Origin of the sequence: Actinacidiphila acidipaludis, from assembly GCF_019890725.1 — a bacterium.
Classification (GTDB): Bacteria; Actinomycetota; Actinomycetes; order Streptomycetales; family Streptomycetaceae; genus Actinacidiphila; species Actinacidiphila acidipaludis.
Genome location: NZ_JAINZZ010000004.1, coordinates 150,900 through 166,763, shown reverse-complemented (window position 1 = coordinate 166,763; position 15,864 = coordinate 150,900). Strand labels below are relative to the sequence as shown.

Genomic DNA, 15,864 nt, shown 5'->3' with positions numbered 1-15,864 from the left:
AACCCTTCGTGTGGCCGGGTGGTGCGACCGGCCCCGACCCGGTCGGGGGTGCCCGAGGCATGAGCGACAGCGGCGACGCGTCGCCGGACGATGTGCCCCCACCCCCGGCCGAGCGCCCCCGGGGCGCCCTCCTCGACACCCTCCGCGTCGCCGTCGTCATGCTCGACACCAGCGGGCGCGTCCTGCTGTGGAGCCCGCTGGCCGAGGAGGTGCTGGGCTGGGCGGGCGAGCACATCGTGGGCCGCCGGGTCGGCGGGCTGTTCGGCCCGGCTCAGGCCGTGGAGACCACGCCCACCGGACACGCGCGCCTGCGCACCGTCCCGGAGCCCGGCGAGGCCGGGCACATCCTCGCCGACCTGCTGCGGACCGGCCGCTGGGACGGCATCCTGTCGCTGCGCCACCGCGACGGCCACTCCGTCCAGGTGGAGACCCGGGCGACCCTGCTGGTCGACGGCGACGGCCGCCCGTTCGTGCTGGCGTCGATGGTGGAGACCAGCCGGCTGCAGACGCTGGAGCAGGACCTGGCCGCCCTGGACGCGCTCTTCGACTCCTCGCCGCTCGGCGTCGCCATCTTCGACCGCGACCTGCGCTACGTCCGGGTCAACCAGGCCCTGGCCGACATGAACGGCCTGCCGGTCGCCGCGCACCTCGGCCGGACCGTCGCCCAGGTCCTCGGCCCGGCCGCGGCGGGCGAGCTGACCACGCTGCAGCGCGAGGTGCTGGCGTCCGGCCGTCCGGTGATCGACCTGGTGGCGCCTGCGCCGCGCGGCGCAGGCCACCGCTCGCTGTCGTACCACCGGCTGGTGGATCGGGCCGGACGGGTGCTCGGCATCAGCGCGACCGTCATGGACGTCACCGAGCGGATGCGCGACGCAGCCAAGGCCGAGCGGGCCCGGCAGCGGCTGGCGCTGCTCAACGACGTGGGTTCGCGGATCGCCGGCGTGCTCGACGTCCACCGGGCGGCCGAAGCCCTCGCCGAGGCGCTCGTGCCCGCGTTCGCCGACTACGCCGGCGTCATCCTGCACGCCGAGGCGGCCGAGGGCGGGGAGCTGCCCAGCGTGCCGTACACCGCGACCACTCCCATGCGGCAGCTCGGGGTGGGCGCGGTCGAGTGGAGCCCGGCGGTCAGCCGGATGCTGCGGCGGGGCCAGCTCGTCGACTTCACGAAGGACTCGGTGTTCGGGACGGCGCTGGTCACCGGCGAGCCGCGGCTGGTGTGCACCGAGGAGGACCTGCGCCGCACCACCTTCCCCGACGACCCGAAGATCGAGGCCGCCGTCGAACTGGGCATCACCTCGATGCTGGTGGCGCCGCTGCGGGCGCGCGGGGTGGTGCTCGGACTGCTGGTGGTCAGCCGGTCCGTGGGGCGCGAGCCGTTCGACCGGGACGACCTGGCGCCGGCCACCGAACTCGCCGACCGCGCCGGCGCCGCCCTGGACAACGCCCGGCTGTACGTGCGCGAGCGCGAGGGCGCGCTGATGCTCCAGCGCAGCCTGCTCCCGCAGACCGTGCCGGAACCGCCGGGCGTGGCGGTGGCGTTCCGGTACGTGCCGGGCAGCAGCGGCGCGGAGGTCGGCGGCGACTGGTTCGACGTCATCCCGCTGGCCGGCGGCCGGCTGGCCTTCGTGGTCGGCGACGTGATGGGCCACGGCCTGGGGGCCGCCGCGACCATGGGCCGGCTGCGCACCGCGGTCCGCACCCTGGCGGGTCTGGACATGCCGCCCGACGAACTGCTGAGCCGCGTCAACGAGTTGGGCGACGACCTGGCCCGCGGGCAGATCGAGGGGTGGATGGCCACCGCCGTCTACGCGGTGTACGACCCGTCCACGCGGCGCTGCACCCTCGCGCAGGCCGGCCACGTGCCCCCGGTGCTGGTGGAGCCGGGGCCGCCGGAGAACCGCGACGACTGCCACGCCCGGCTGCTCGAACTGCCCACCGGCGTCCCGCTCGGCGTGGGCGGCGTACGGTTCGAGACCACCGAGCTGGAGGTGCCGGACGGCGCGGTGCTGGTGCTGTACACCGACGGCCTGGTGGAGTCCCGCGGCCACGACATCAGCGCCGGGCTGGAACGCCTGCGCGCGACCCTGAGCCGCCCGCTGCACTCGCTGGAGGACGCCTGCGACGACCTGCTGGCCACCATGGAGCCGGGCCGCGAACCGGACGACGTGGCGCTGCTCATGGCCCGGCTCGGCGGCCTGCCCGCCGGGTCCACCGCGGGCTGGACCTTCCCCGCGGAGGCCAGCGCGGTGCGGCTGGCCCGCCGCCGGGTGCGCGACACCCTGGTGCACTGGGATCTGCTGCCGCTGTCGGACGTGACGGTGCTGCTGGTCAGCGAGCTGGTCACCAACTCGCTGCGGTACGCGCACGGTCCGATCGGGGTGCGGATGGTCCGTGGCTCGTCGCTGCTGGTGGAGGTCTCCGACCCGCTGCCGGACCCGCCGCGCGAGCGGAACGCCGCCGAGACCGACGAGGGCGGCCGGGGGCTGCAGCTCGTCGCCCGGACGTCCCGGCGCTGGGGAACGCGCCACGGCCCCCTCGGCAAGACCGTGTGGTTCGAACTGGCGCTTCCCTGAGCCGGATGCCGCCGGGCGCCCCCCGCTGCATGATTCGACGCCACTGTGCCGGGTATGCCGAAGGGACGGAAGCGAAAGACGCGGCCGCGGTGTTCCGGGGGTCCGTCCCCGTACCCGGGAGCCGAGATGATGCTGTGATCGACAAGACCGTGTGCTGGACGGTCTGCATGCTGAATACTCGGCTCCAACCGGTCCATGTGTGTGCTGAGCTGGAGGGGTCGGGCGAGTGAGCGACATGCCAGCAGGGGAGGTCCCCCCCGGAGACGACGCGGACCCGGCGGCACGCGCCGGGGTCTGGCAGTCGAGCCCGCCCGGCTCGATGTACGACTACATACGCGTCGCGTCGTTCTCGCTGGACCGTGCCGGGCGCATCGACCACTGGAGCCGGCGCGCCGAGGAGTTCTTCGGCGTGGCCGCGGAGGAGGCCCTCGGCCGCGACCCGATCGCCGCCTTCGCCCCGCCGGATGTCCAGGTCCGCGCCCACGAGCGGCTGGCGCAGATCCTCGACGGCCGCGAGTGGAACGGCCTGGTGCCGTACAAGGACGCCTCCGGCGGCAACGGCCTGGCCGAGGTCTACGTGATGCCCTCCGACGACGGCGCGGTGTGCATCGCGCTGGACGTGGCCACGCTCCGGCAGATCGAGACCGACGTGGCCGCCTCGCAGGCGGTCTTCGGGCAGTCCCCGATGGGCTTCGTGCTGTTCGACACCCACCTGCGGCTGATCCGCGTCAACGAGCGCTTCGCCGAGGTCTTCGGGCGCCCCGCCGAGGGCCACCGCGGCCGCGGCCCGCACGACTTCCTCTCCCGCGTCGAGGCGGACCGGCTCACGGCCGCGCTGCGGCAGGTCCTGGAGACCGGCGAACCGGTGCTGGACATGCCGCTGGTCGGCACCGTGCCCGGCGACCCCGTTAGGCGCCGCTGGGCGATGTCCCTGTACCGGCTGCACAGCGGCGGCATCCCCGGGCAGGGCGGGCACGCCGGGCGCCCGATCGGCGTCGCGGGGCTCGCCATGGACGTCACCGGGCGCCAGCGCGCCGAACGCGAGGCGGCGCACGCCCGGCGCAACCTGGCCCTGCTCAACGAGGCCGGTTCGCGCATCGGCACCTCCCTGGACCTGGAGACCACCGCCCGCGAACTGCTGGACGTCGCCGTCCCGCACTTCTGCGACCTGGCCTCGGTCGACCTCTACCAGGTGCTGCTGTCCGGCGAGGAGGAGCTGACCGGCGCCACCGACGGCAGCGGCCAGGTGCGCCGCGTCGCCTTCGCCAGCGCCGTCTCCGACGCGCCGGTGGTGATGGCCGGCGACGACGACGTGAGTCCCGGCGAGGGGCCGGTCTCGGTCGGCGCCGTGCACCGCTACCGCTTCGGCTCGGCCAGCGCCCGCGCCCTGCGCACCGCGCAGCCGCAGGTCCTGGACGGCGAGGGCGCCAACGACCTGGGCGGCACGCTCGTGCAGTCCACCCTGGTGGTGCCGATGGTGGCCCGGGACACCGTGCTGGGCCTGGTGCAGTTCTCCCGGGCCAAGGGAAGCGAGCCGTTCGCCGAACGCGACCGGATGCTCGCCGAGGAACTGGCCGCGCGCGCCGCGATCTTCCTGGACAACGCCCGGCTGTACCGCAGGGAGCACGAGCGGGCCCTGATCCTGCAGCGCAGCCTGCTGCCCCCGGACGACCCGGAGGCGGCCGGCCTGGACATCGCCTGCCGCTACCTGCCCGGCAGCATGGAGACCGAGGTCGGCGGCGACTGGTTCGACGTCATCGAGCTGCCCGGCCACCGCACCGCGCTCGTCGTCGGCGACGTCATGGGCCGCGGCCTGCGCGCCGCCGTCGCGATGGGCGAACTGCGCACCGCCGTGCGCACGCTGGCCATGCTCGACCTCGAACCCGCCGAGGTGCTGGCCGCGTTGGACGAGGTCGTCGGCGGCCTGGGCGCGCCCCGGCAGGGCATGGCCCGCCGGTCCAAGGACCCCGGCGACGCGGACCTCGCCGAGGTCTACCTGGCGACCTGCATCTACGTCGTCTACGACGCGGTCACCCGGCGCTGCACGATCGCCAACGCCGGGCACCTGCCGCCGGTGCTGGTCGAGCCGGGGGAGAGCCCGCTGCTGCTCGAACTGCCGCGCGGCGTGCCGCTGGGCGTCGGCGGCGAGCCGTTCGAGGAGATCGAGGTGCAGCTCGCCGACGGGGCACTGCTGGCGCTGTACACCGACGGTCTGGTGGAGTCCCGCAGCCACCCGCTGGACGAGGGCCTGGACGCCTTCCGGGACTCGCTGGCCGGGCCGCCGCGCCCGCTGGAGGACGTCTGCGACCACGTGCTGGCCACCCTGGACACCGCGCACGGCGAGGACGACATCGCGCTGCTGATGGCCCGGATCCGCGGGCTGTCCCCGGACAAGGTCGGCGACTGGACGCTGGAGCCGCAGCCCACCTCGGTGGCCAGGGCCCGTGAGCTGGCCCGGGACCAGCTGCTGGCCTGGGGTCTCGATGACCTGGTGGACACCACCGAGCTGCTGGTCAGCGAGCTGGTCACCAACGCGCTGCGGCACGGCTACGGCGACATCAGGCTGCGCCTGCTGCTGGACCGGACGCTGGTGTGCGAGGTGTGGGACAGCGCGCTGATGCAGCCGCGCCGCCGCCGGGCCCGCGACACCGACGAGGGGGGCCGCGGCCTGCAACTGGTCACGATGCTCAGCCAGTCCTGGGGCAGCCGCCGCACCCACCGGGGCAAGACCGTCTGGTTCGAACTGGCCCTGCGCGGCGGCGCCGCCTCCGCCGGTCCCTCGGTGGAGGACCTGCTCAGCATGTACTGACCCTCATCCCGCGGGGGCGTACCCGGGGCCGTCAGCGGGAGGCGGTCCTCAGCCGGGGGCGGATCTCAGGCGGAGGCGGCCTTCAGGCGGGCGAGGCGGGCGTCGACCTCGGCGGCGTCCGAGAGGGCGTCCAGGGACTCGAACTGGTGGTCCAGCGAGGACGCGGCCAGTTCGTCCCGGCCCTGGGCGCGTGCCTCCTCGCGCCGCACCTTGTCCTCGAAGCGGCCCAGCTCGCTCGCCGGGTCCAGGACGTCGATGCTCTTGACGGCGTCCAGCATGGTGTTCTGCGCCTGGGCCGACCGCGAACGGGCCACCAGTTCGTCCCGCCGGGACTGCAACTGGGCCAGCCGGGCCTTCATCTGGTCCAGGCCGGCCTTGAGCTTGTCGACCATCTCGGTCTGCGCGGCGATGATCGGCTCGGCCGCCTTCGCCTCCTTCTCCGACTGGAGCTGCCGGCCGAGCGCGACCTTGGCGAGGTTGTCGAAGCGGTCGGCATCCGCGCTGCCCGCGAGCCGGAGCTGGTCGGCCCGGCGGCTGGCCGAGGCGGCCTTGCCGCCCCACTCCGCCGCGGCGCCCACGTCCTCCGCGTGGTCCTGCTCCAGCAGCCTCAGATTGCCGATGGTGCCGGCGACCGCGGTCTCGGCCTCGCCGATGTTGGCCGTGTAGTCCCGGATCAGCTGGTCCATCATCTTCTGCGGGTCCTCGGCCTGGTCCAGCAGCGCGTTGACGTTCGCCCTGGCGAGCTGGGCCACCCGGCCGAGAATGGTCTGCTTGGTCATCCGAACTCCCTGCTCCGTGGGTTGTGCCCGAAGCGGGCGGCTAGAACCGTCCGCCGCCGCCCATGCGGCCGCGGGTCTGGCCGCCGCCGAAACTGCCCGGTCCGCCGCCGAATCCGCCGAAGTCGCCGCCCGTGCCGCCGAAGCCGCCGCCTCCGCCGCCGAGCACACCGCCCAGCAGGATCCCGCCGAGCAGGGCGCCGCCCATGCCGCCCATGCCTCCGGTGGTGCGCCTGCCCACGCCGTGGCCGCCGAACCCGCCGAACCCGCCCAAGTCGGCGAAGCCGCTGACGTCCTGACCGGCGAACGCCTGCGCCTCGCGGGCCAGCCGGTCCGCGTCGTGCGCGTGCTCCAGCGCGGCCGCCGGGTCCGTGACGGCCGACGCCTCGGCCAGCCGCAGCCGCCGCTCCGCCTCCGCCAGCCGGGTGCGGGCCTGGCTGCCGATCGCGCCGCGGTGCGTGGTGACGATGTCGCGGGCGGCGGCGACCTCGCTGCGGGCGGCCAGCAGCGCCTGGTCGAGCAGGGCGCGGGCGCGCCGGACGGCGTCGTCCCGGTCGCGGGCCCCGGACAGCGCCTCGTCGAGGGCGGCGTCGGCCTCCTCCACCCGGCGCAGCGCGGCGATGGGGTCGTAGCGCCCGGCCGTCATCTCCTGCTGAACACCGGTCACGACCGCCTCGGCGCGGGCGATCAAGCCCTGCAGGCCGGCCGTCGAGCCGGGGGCGGAGCCGCCGGCCAGGCCATGGGCCTCGGCCAGGTCGGCGCCGGTCTCGGCGAGCGCGTCCCGCAGCGCGGCCTCGGCGGCGCGCAGCTCCTGCTCACGGCGCGTCACCGAGTCCGCGAGGGTCGCCGACTGGTCCAGCGCGCCCTCGGCGGCCCGGACGAAGACCGCGGCGCGCCCCCGGTCGGTGGCCAGCGCCGCGCGCGCCTGGTCCAGGGTGGTGCGGGCGAACTCCATGCGGTCCCTGGCCTCCGCCGGATGGCCGGCCACCGGTTCGAGGGCGGAGTCGGCGTACCGCCGGCCCAGCGGGCCCAGGGCGTCCTCGGCCGCGGCGATCCGGCCCGGCAGCGCGGCCAGCGCCTGTTCGGCCTGTTCCAGCACCTGCGCGGCGTTGGCCTCCATCGCCCGCAGCCGGTCGAACGCCTCGGACTCCGCGTCCAGGCGGCGGTTGGCCTGGGTGCAGCGCGACAGGATCTCGTCGAGCATCTGCCGCCGGGTGTCGTCGTCCTCGGGGAAGGCGTCGTCCAGCCGCTGCCGCATCCGGAACGCCGCGGTCAGCTCGCCCCTGGCGTAGTCCACGGCCTCGCCGAACGGCTTGGCGGCCTCGTCGCCGAACTGGGCGGCGGCGAAGCCGACGTCCTCCTGGCTGGTGCGGACCGCGTCGTCGGTGGCCACCAGGAGCTGGCGGGCCTGGGCGTCCAGCTCGGGCAGCGGAGTGAGGGGGGTGGGCTGTTTGGCGGTCCGGCCGCCGCCCGGCGCCCGCCAGGTGGGTGCGGGCCGGTGGCCCGGCGGCCCGCTCGCGGGCATCCGGCGCCTGCGGTACGCCCACAGGCCGAGGAAGCCGGCCGCGGCGACGGCGGCGACCGGGATCCACAGCGCGGCGGCCTCGTTGGTGCCGGCGCCGCTGGGGGCGCCGCCGGGGTCGGCGGCACCGGGGGAGATGGCCGGCGCGGCCACCGCCCGGCCGGTGAGCACCGCGTCATAGCCGTCGCAGGCGCCGATCGCCGCGCCCGCCCAGTCGTTCTCGCGCAGCGCCGGCTCGATGGCCCGGTCGCTGACCTCGTTGAGCTGGTCCTGCGTCAGACCGGAGTCCTGGTCGGCGGAGACCGCGTACTGGCGGTCGTGGGTGGCCACCGCGAGCAGCAGGTCCTTGCGGCCCAGGCCGTTCTTGACCGCGGTGGCGTTGGCCCAGTCCTGCGGGCTGCGTCCGGAGAAGGTGCTCACGTAGGCGACGAAGAGCTGCAGACGCTGGGCGGAGTAGAGCCGCTGCAGCGCGCTGCCCACCTCGGGCCCGCGGCCGCCGAGCGCGCCGACCCGGTCGGTGACCTGGCCCGTCCGGGCGAGCGGGATCGGGCCGTCGCCCGACCGGGTGACGGCCCGGGCGGGCGACGCGGAACTCAGTGCGACGGCCGCGCAGGCCGCGAGCAGGGCGGGGAAGGCCCGACGTCTTGTCCGCACCGCGCCGCCTCCCGCTGCCGCGCCACGCCGCTGCGGGTGGCTCCTTTTTCGGAGGCTATGTGGGGTTCGTCCGTGGCGCGACTTCAGCCGGGCGGCCCGGTGCCGGGCTACTGCCCCCGGCGGCGGATCTTCGACCCGAGCCAGACCAGCGGGTCGTACTTGCGGTCCACCGCGCGCTCCTTGAGCGGGATCAGCGCGTTGTCGGTGATGTGGATGTTCTCCGGGCACACGTCGGTGCAGCACTTGGTGATGTTGCAGTAGCCCAGGCCGTGGTCCTCCTGGGCCGAGGCCGCGCGGTTCAGCCCGGTCTCCTCGGCGGCGTCCAGCGGGTGCATGTCCAGTTCCGCGATGCGCATCAGGAACCGCGGTCCGGCGAAGGCCTCCTTGTTCTCCTCGTGGTCGCGCACCACGTGGCAGGTGTTCTGGCACAGGAAGCACTCGATGCACTTGCGGAACTCCTGCGAGCGCTCCACGTCCTGCTGCGCCATCCGGTACTCCCCGGCGGCCACGCCCTTGGGCGGGACGAACGCGGGCACCTCGCGGGCCTTGGTGTAGTTGAACGAGACGTCGGTGACCAGGTCGCGGATCACCGGGAAGGTGCGCATCGGAGTGACCGTCACGGTCTCGTCCCGGCGGAACACCGACATCCGCGTCATGCACATCAGCCGCGGGTGGCCGTTGACCTCGGCGCTGCACGACCCGCACTTGCCGGCCTTGCAGTTCCAGCGCACCGCGAGGTCCGACGCCTGCGTGGCCTGCAGGCGGTGGATGATGTCGAGGACCACCTCGCCGTCGTTCACCTCCACCTGGAAGTCCTGCAGGCCGCCGCCGTCCGCGTCGCCGCGCCACACCTTGAAGTGCGCTGTGTAACTGCTCACGCGTCGAGCTCCTCGTCGGTCAGGTATTTGAGCAGCTCGTCCCGTTCGAACAGGGCGAGCAGGTCCGGGCGGATCGGGTCCATCGGGCGGCGGCGCAGGGTGACCGCGGGTGCGCCGGCGTCCTCCGCGGGCGGCTCGGCCGCCAGCTCGCACACGAGGTTGACCTTGCGCCACAGGCGGTCCATGTCCGGGTGGTCGTCGCGGGTGTGGCCGCCGCGGCTCTCGGTGCGCTCCAGCGCGGCACGGGCCACGCACTCGCTGACCAGCAGCATGTTCCGCAGGTCCATGGCCAGGTGCCAGCCCGGGTTGAACTGCCGGTGGCCCTCGACGCCGACCTGCCTGGACCGTTCCCGCAGGCCGGTCAGCCGCTCCATCGCCTGCTCCATCTCCGGGCCGCGCCGGATGATGCCGACCAGGTCGTTCATCACCTGCTGCAGTTCCTGGTGCAGGGTGTACGGGTTCTCGGCGGCGGCCCCCGAGCCGTCGCCGCCGGATCCCGTCCCCGCGCCCTCGGCCGCCCCGAACGGCCGCAGGACCTCCGCGGCCGCCGCGTCGACCTGCTCCGCGGTCGCCGACGCGCGGGAGTCCGGGCCGAGCCCGGCCGCGTACTCGGCCGCGAACAGGCCGGCGCGGCGCCCGAAGACCAGCAGGTCGGACAGCGAGTTGCCGCCGAGCCGGTTGGAGCCGTGCATGCCGCCGGCGACCTCACCGGCCGCGAACAGGCCCGGCACCCCGCGGGCGGCCGCGGTGTCCGGCTCCACGTCGACCCCGCCCATCATGTAGTGGCAGGTCGGGCCCACCTCCATGGCCTCGGCGGTGATGTCGACGTCGGCCAGCTCCTTGAACTGGTGGTGCATCGACGGCAGCCGGCGCTTGATCTCCTCGGCCGACAGCCGGGTGGACACGTCCAGGAAGACGCCGCCGTGCGGGGTGCCGCGCCCGGCCTTCACCTCGCTGTTGATCGCGCGGGCCACCTCGTCGCGCGGGAGCAGTTCCGGCGGGCGGCGGTGGGTGTCCGGGTCGGTGTACCAGCCGTCGGCCTCCTCCTCGCTCTGCGCGTACTTCTCCTTGAACACGTCCGGGACGTAGCCGAACATGAACCGCTCGCCCTCGCTGTTGCGCAGCACCCCGCCGTCGCCGCGCACCGACTCGGTGACGAGGATCCCCTTCACCGACGGCGGCCAGACCATGCCCGTCGGGTGGAACTGGATGAACTCCATGTTGATCAGCGGCGCCCCGGCCAGCAGCGCGAGCGCGTGGCCGTCGCCGGTGTACTCCCAGGAGTTGGAGGTCACCTTGAACGACTTGCCGATGCCGCCGGTGGCCAGTACGACCGCGGGCGCGTCGATGACGAACAGCCGGCCGGACTCGCGGACGTACCCGAAGACGCCGGCCACCCGGTCACGGTCCTTCAGGATCCGGGTGACGGTGCACTCCTGGAACACCTTCAGGCGGGCCTCGTAGTCACCGGTCTCGGCGTGGTCCTCCTGCTGCAGCGAGACGATCTTCTGCTGGAGGGTGCGGATCAGCTCCAGGCCGGTGCGGTCGCCGACGTGCGCCAGCCGGGGGTACTCGTGGCCGCCGAAGTTGCGCTGCGAGATCCGGCCGTCGGCGGTGCGGTCGAACAGCGCCCCCCAGGTCTCCAGCTCCCAGACCCGGTCCGGCGCCTCCTTGGCGTGCAGTTCCGCCATCCGCCAGTGGTTGAGGAACTTGCCGCCGCGCATGGTGTCGCGGAAGTGCACCTGCCAGTTGTCGTGCTCGTTGGCGTTGCCCATGCTGGCCGCGATCCCGCCCTCGGCCATCACGGTGTGCGCCTTGCCGAACAGCGACTTGCAGATCACCGCGGTCCGCATCCCGCGCTCACGCGCCTCGATCGCCGCGCGCAGCCCTGCCCCGCCCGCGCCGACCACGACCACGTCGTACGCGTGCCGTTCCACATTCGTCATCTCAGAAGAACCTCGGATCGTCGAAGGCGCCGCTGGCCACCAGGTACACGTACAGGTCCGCCACGCCGACGCTGATCAGCGAGGACCACGCGAGCAGCATGTGGCGGGCGGTCAGCGCGCCGACCCGGTTCCACAGCCGGTAGCGCACCGGGTGCTTGGAGAAGTGCCGGAGCTTGCCGCCGATGACGTGCCGGCAGGAGTGGCAGGAGACGGTGTAGGCCCAGATCAGGGCGATGTTGACCAGCAGCACCACGGTCCCCAGGCCCATGTGGCCCCAGTCGCCGCTCGGGTCGCGGAAGCCGAGCACGGCGTCGTAGGTGAGGATGCCCGCGACGATCAGCGCCAGGTAGAAGAAGTACCGGTGGACGTTCTGCAGGATCAGCGGGAAGCGGGTCTCGCCGGTGTACTTCGCGTGCGGCTCGGCCACCGCGCAGGCCGGCGGGGACCACCAGATCCCCCGGTAGTAGGCCTTGCGGTAGTAGTAGCAGGTCAGCCGGAAGCCGAGCGGGAAGACCAGCACGAGCAGCGCGGGGGACAGGCCCCACCAGTCGCCGAACAGGGGCCAGTCGGCGCCGCCCTTCATGCTCGTGCAGTTCGAGGCCAGGCACGGCGAGTAGAAGGGCGAGACGTAGGGCGCGGCGTAGTAGTCGCTGTTGGCGAAGGCCCGCCAGGTGGCGTAGGCGATGAACGCGCCCAGGCCGAGGGCGGTGACCAGCGGCGGCACCCACCACCGGTCGGTCCGCAGATGCCGGGCCGCGATCGCGGCGCGTCCGTGGGCGCGGCCTCCGCTCGCTTCCGTGACGGGGGTGGTGGGTGTGGTTCCGGTGGCCAAAGGGTGACTCCGAACGGACGGGGATGGGGGCGCGGCGGCACCGCGCGTGACAGGTGCGCGGCCCGCTGGGAAGCGCGGTGGCGGGCGGGTGCGTGGGCGGCCCGTGCCGGGTCCGGCCCGGCAGGGGACCGGCGCGGGCCGGTGGCTCAGGGGGCGTGCCGGTAGGGCGAGCCCAGCCCCTCGTCCTCGGCGTCGACCCAGAGCATGCGGTCGTACGGGGCGTCGGAGACGGTGACCATCTCGACGGGGCGGGAGCCCGCGGCGGCCGGCGCGGAGGCGCACAGCATCGCGAGGCTGTCCCGGAGGTGGCCCGCGTCGGCCCGGACCCGGCGCATGTCGAGGGTGTCGCCGGCCTGTTCGTCGAGCCGCGCGACGCAGCGCATCAGGTCGTCGAGCCGTCGTTGGACCGAAGTCAGGTCGTCATGCAGGGACATGGCACTGCCCTCACCATCTGCCGCCGTGCGGTGGGTGACGCTTCGCTGTCGCGGATGCGAGTGTTGCGCGTCACACCACTCTTTGTGAAGACGCCTGCACGGATTCCCACCGGACGTGGTAACGCAACCGGCGATTGTCGGCCGGACGGGTGGTCCGGGGTGGTCGCGCGGCGGGTCGCCCCGGGACCGCGGCGGCCATGGGATGCCATGAGCGCGGTGTAATTCCGACAAAAGGCACATCAGACCAGATGAGGATCCCGGCCGGTGCGGCTGCCACCGTACGAGCCGCCGGGCCCGCGGAGGTGTCCCCCCATGAACCGCAGCACGAACGCGACCGCTTCCGCGCCCGGGCGACGGGCGGTACGGGTCGCCGTGGCCCTCACCACGGGGGCCGTGCTCAGCCTCACCGCCGCCTGCTCCTCCTCGGGGACGCACGCGGCCGGCACCGCCGGCACGGACGTGGCGACCGTGGCCCGCGCCGGTGTGCGCGACGGCGGCACCATGCGCTGGGCCGTCGACGAGACGCCCCCCACCCTCAACGCCTACCAGTCCGACGCCGACGGCGGCACCGCGATGATCGCCGCCGCGACACTGCCGCACCTGTTCACCCTCGACGAGCACGGCGCCCCCCGGCTCGACCGCGACTTCGTCACCAAGGCGGAGGTCACCTCGACCGACCCGCGCCAGGTCGTCACCTACGACCTCAACCCCAAGGCCAGGTGGAGCGACGGACGGCCGGTCGGCGCCGCCGACTTCACCTCCCAGTGGAAGGCCCTGGGCGGCAGGAACGCGGCGTTCTGGACCGCCCGCAACGCCGGGTACGACCGGATCTCGGGCATCGCCCAGGGCAGCGACGCCCACCAGGTCAAGGTCACCTTCGCCACCCCGTACGCCGACTGGCGCTCGCTGTTCAGCCCCCTCTACCCCACCTCGGTGACCGGCAGCGCCGACGCCTTCAACGACACCGCCCGCACCAAGCTCCCCGCGGTCGCCGGGCCCTTCACCGTCAAGGACCTGGACACCAAGGCCGGCACGGTCACCCTGGTCCGCAACCCCTCCTGGTGGGGCGAGCGGGCCAAGCTCGACACCCTCGTGCTCACCGCGGTGCCGCGCGCCCAGCGGGCCGCGCAGCTCGCGTCGGACAAGCTCGACGTGGCCGAGATCGACCCCGGCGCGCTCAGCGCGGTCACCAGGACCAAGGGGGTCGGCGTGCGCAAGGCGCCCGACGCGGCCTACGCGCAGCTCGCCATCAACGGCTCGACCGGCGCGCTGGCCGACGAGCGGGTCCGCCACGCGGTGGCGCGGGCCATCGACCGCAAGCAGATCGCGTCGGCGGTGCTCAAGCCGCTGGGGCTGCCCGCGCAGCCGCTGGGCAACCACCTGGTGCTGCCCTCCCAGAACGGCTACGCCGACCACAGCTCGGCGCTCGGCAAGACCGACGTGGCGCAGGCCCAGGCGCTGCTGGCCGACGCGGGCTGGCAGCGGTCGCCCGCCAAGACCGGCGAGAAGGCGGCCGGTCCCGGGCGCAGCGCGGCCTCCGGCACGCTCACCGTGGTCGAGCCCACCCGGGCGGTGGCCAAGGACGGCAAGCAGCTCTCGCTGCGGATGGTGCTGCCTTCGGACTCGCCGATGCTGGACGACGTGGGCGGCCGGATCGCCCGCATGCTGTCGGTGATCGGGGTGCGCACCGAGATCGACAAGGTCGCCGACGCCGGCTACTTCCAGGACCACATCGCCGCCGGCGACTTCGACCTGGCGCTGTACTCGTGGCCCGGCAGCGCGTACCCGGCCACCGACGACACGCCGATCTTCGCCAAGCCGGTGCCGGCGCCCGACGGGTCGCTGTCCGTCGCGCAGAACTACAGCCGGGTCGGCACCGACCAGATCGACCAGCTGCTCAGCCGGGCGGGCTCGGAGCTGGACGCCTCCCAGGCCCGCTCCCTGACGGCCGAGGCCGATGCCCGCATCTGGGCCGCCGCCGGCTCCATCCCCCTCTACCAGCGCCCCGAGGTGGTGGCGCTGCGCACCACCGTCGCCAACGCGGGAGCCTTCGGCTTCCAGACCCCGGCGTACCAGAACATCGGGTTCCGGAAGTAGTCCTCCCGGCAGGGGACCCGGTGCCCCGGGCGACCGGGCCCCGGACCCGCCGGGCGCGCGGCGCCGCTCGCCCCTTCAGCCCTTGAGCCGGGCGCGGGGAACCCTCTTCACGAGGTGCCCTCGGGCGCAACGGTGCGCGCGGCGAGGGCGGTGCGGGTGAGGCCCGGGGCCAGGCGGCGGGCCTGGGTGAGGGCCCTCCGGGCCTCGTCCCCGTCGCCCGCGGCGGCCAGGACCTCCGCCCGGACCGCCAGCACACGGGCCCGGCTGAGCGCGTCCGGCGCGATCGCCGCGGCCCTGGTGGCCAGGGCGACCGCATCGTGGGTCCGGCCGTTCAGCGTGGCCAGCGTGGCCGGCAGCTCGGAGACCCTCAGCAGCTTCGGGTGGATCGTCCGCAGGGCGGCCACCGCGGCGTCCAGGGCCGGTCCGGCCTGCTCGGCGGTCCACCGGCCCGCCGCGATGCCCTCGGCCAGCGCCTGCGCGTGGACACGCACGGCTCCCGCCCGCCTCTCGGTCCGCCGGCTCTGCCGGTACACCCGCAGTGCCCCGCGGGCGGCCTCCTCGACGTCGCCCTCGGCGAGAGCGAGGGTGGCCTCCGCCAGGCTCCGGCTGGCTCCCGGTTCGGCGCACGGCTCGGAGAGCGCCTCACGGGCCGCCGTCAGGCGCCCTGCCGCGAGGGCCCGCACCGCTGCCAGCTCGGCCGGCCCGTGCCGTAGCTCGGCCAACCCGGCCGCTCCGCCGGACGGCGGCCGGAACAGCATCGCGACGAAGGAGCCAGGCATGATGATGCTCGTTGCGAGCGTCATCATGACCGCCCAGGCGGCGCCCCAGCCCGCGACGGCGGCCGGGCCGCCGCACGCCAGCAGTGCGGCCGCGCTTACGGCCGAGAGCAGCGAGCCGGCCGCCGTCGCCGCCCGCAGCCGTCCGAGCGGGACCGCCGGCTCGGTCAGTGCCAGCAACCAGACCGGCGGGAGGAGCGGGACCTGGCGGAAGACCACCAGGCGTCCGTGGCGCACGGTCGATCCACCCCAGTGCCCCACGCCGACGGTGGTGAGGACCGGTGCCAGGCCCACGCGGCGGGACGACAGCCGCACGACCAGCAGAGGCAGCCAGAACCCCGGCAGGAAGCCGGCGGCGTACAGGGCCAGCCAGAGCCCGCCGGACAGACCGGAGCCCGGCCGAAGGCCGGCGGTGCCGGAGGTGACGGCGGCCGCGAACATCAGGACCAGCACCCGGCGTGCCGCGTTTCCGCCGCGCAGACGGCCGCCGCCCTCGGCAGGGCTCAGCGGGGTGAGGACGTCGGAGGGCGCGGGGGAGGGCGCGTCGGGGGTCTGTGACATGGACAC

10 protein-coding genes are annotated in these 15,864 nt (G+C 74.4%); 3 read left to right on the top strand and 7 right to left on the bottom strand.

What is annotated here, in order from left to right:
• Nucleotides 1-59 precede the first annotated feature (59 nt).
• A complete protein-coding gene (locus tag K7862_RS05385; protein WP_222961170.1) occupies nucleotides 60-2,573 on the top strand; it encodes a SpoIIE family protein phosphatase in 2,514 nt (837 codons plus the stop codon).
• A gap of 235 nt (nucleotides 2,574-2,808) precedes the next feature.
• Nucleotides 2,809-5,382 (top strand): SpoIIE family protein phosphatase, encoded by a 2,574-nt coding sequence (locus tag K7862_RS05380; RefSeq protein WP_222961169.1) that lies wholly within the window; start codon nucleotides 2,809-2,811, stop codon nucleotides 5,380-5,382.
• Between the two features lie 65 nt (nucleotides 5,383-5,447).
• On the opposite strand, the gene K7862_RS05375 is transcribed toward K7862_RS05380, so the two are convergent.
• The 6 genes from K7862_RS05375 to K7862_RS05350 form a co-directional block, all read right to left on the bottom strand.
• Complete coding sequence (locus K7862_RS05375; RefSeq protein WP_222961167.1) at nucleotides 5,448-6,161, bottom strand: PspA/IM30 family protein; 714 nt, start codon at nucleotides 6,159-6,161, stop codon at nucleotides 5,448-5,450.
• A 40-nt stretch (nucleotides 6,162-6,201) separates the two neighbouring features.
• Complete coding sequence (locus K7862_RS05370) at nucleotides 6,202-8,334, bottom strand: TPM domain-containing protein (RefSeq protein ID WP_308011850.1); 2,133 nt, start codon at nucleotides 8,332-8,334, stop codon at nucleotides 6,202-6,204.
• A 107-nt stretch (nucleotides 8,335-8,441) separates the two neighbouring features.
• Nucleotides 8,442-9,212, bottom strand: a complete 771-nt coding sequence (locus K7862_RS05365) for a succinate dehydrogenase/fumarate reductase iron-sulfur subunit (RefSeq protein WP_222961165.1) — start codon at nucleotides 9,210-9,212, stop codon at nucleotides 8,442-8,444.
• A complete protein-coding gene (locus tag K7862_RS05360; protein WP_222961163.1) occupies nucleotides 9,209-11,158 on the bottom strand; it encodes a fumarate reductase/succinate dehydrogenase flavoprotein subunit in 1,950 nt (649 codons plus the stop codon). The genes K7862_RS05365 and K7862_RS05360 overlap by 4 nt, the downstream gene beginning before the upstream one ends.
• A gap of 1 nt (nucleotide 11,159) precedes the next feature.
• Nucleotides 11,160-11,990 carry a succinate dehydrogenase subunit SdhC gene (sdhC, locus tag K7862_RS05355; protein ID WP_222961160.1) on the bottom strand — a complete coding sequence of 277 codons (831 nt, stop codon included), beginning with the start codon at nucleotides 11,988-11,990 and terminating at the stop codon, nucleotides 11,160-11,162.
• 146 nt (nucleotides 11,991-12,136) lie between these two features.
• Nucleotides 12,137-12,424, bottom strand: coding sequence for an Rv0250c family protein (locus tag K7862_RS05350; protein ID WP_222961157.1), 288 nt, complete (start codon nucleotides 12,422-12,424; stop codon nucleotides 12,137-12,139).
• Between the two features lie 312 nt (nucleotides 12,425-12,736).
• On the opposite strand from K7862_RS05350, the gene K7862_RS05345 reads away from it, so the two are divergent.
• Complete coding sequence (locus K7862_RS05345) at nucleotides 12,737-14,521, top strand: ABC transporter family substrate-binding protein (protein WP_222961156.1); 1,785 nt, start codon at nucleotides 12,737-12,739, stop codon at nucleotides 14,519-14,521.
• Nucleotides 14,522-14,628: 107 nt separating this feature from the next.
• On the opposite strand, the gene K7862_RS05340 is transcribed toward K7862_RS05345, so the two are convergent.
• A complete protein-coding gene (locus K7862_RS05340; RefSeq protein ID WP_222961151.1) occupies nucleotides 14,629-15,864 on the bottom strand; it encodes a hypothetical protein in 1,236 nt (411 codons plus the stop codon).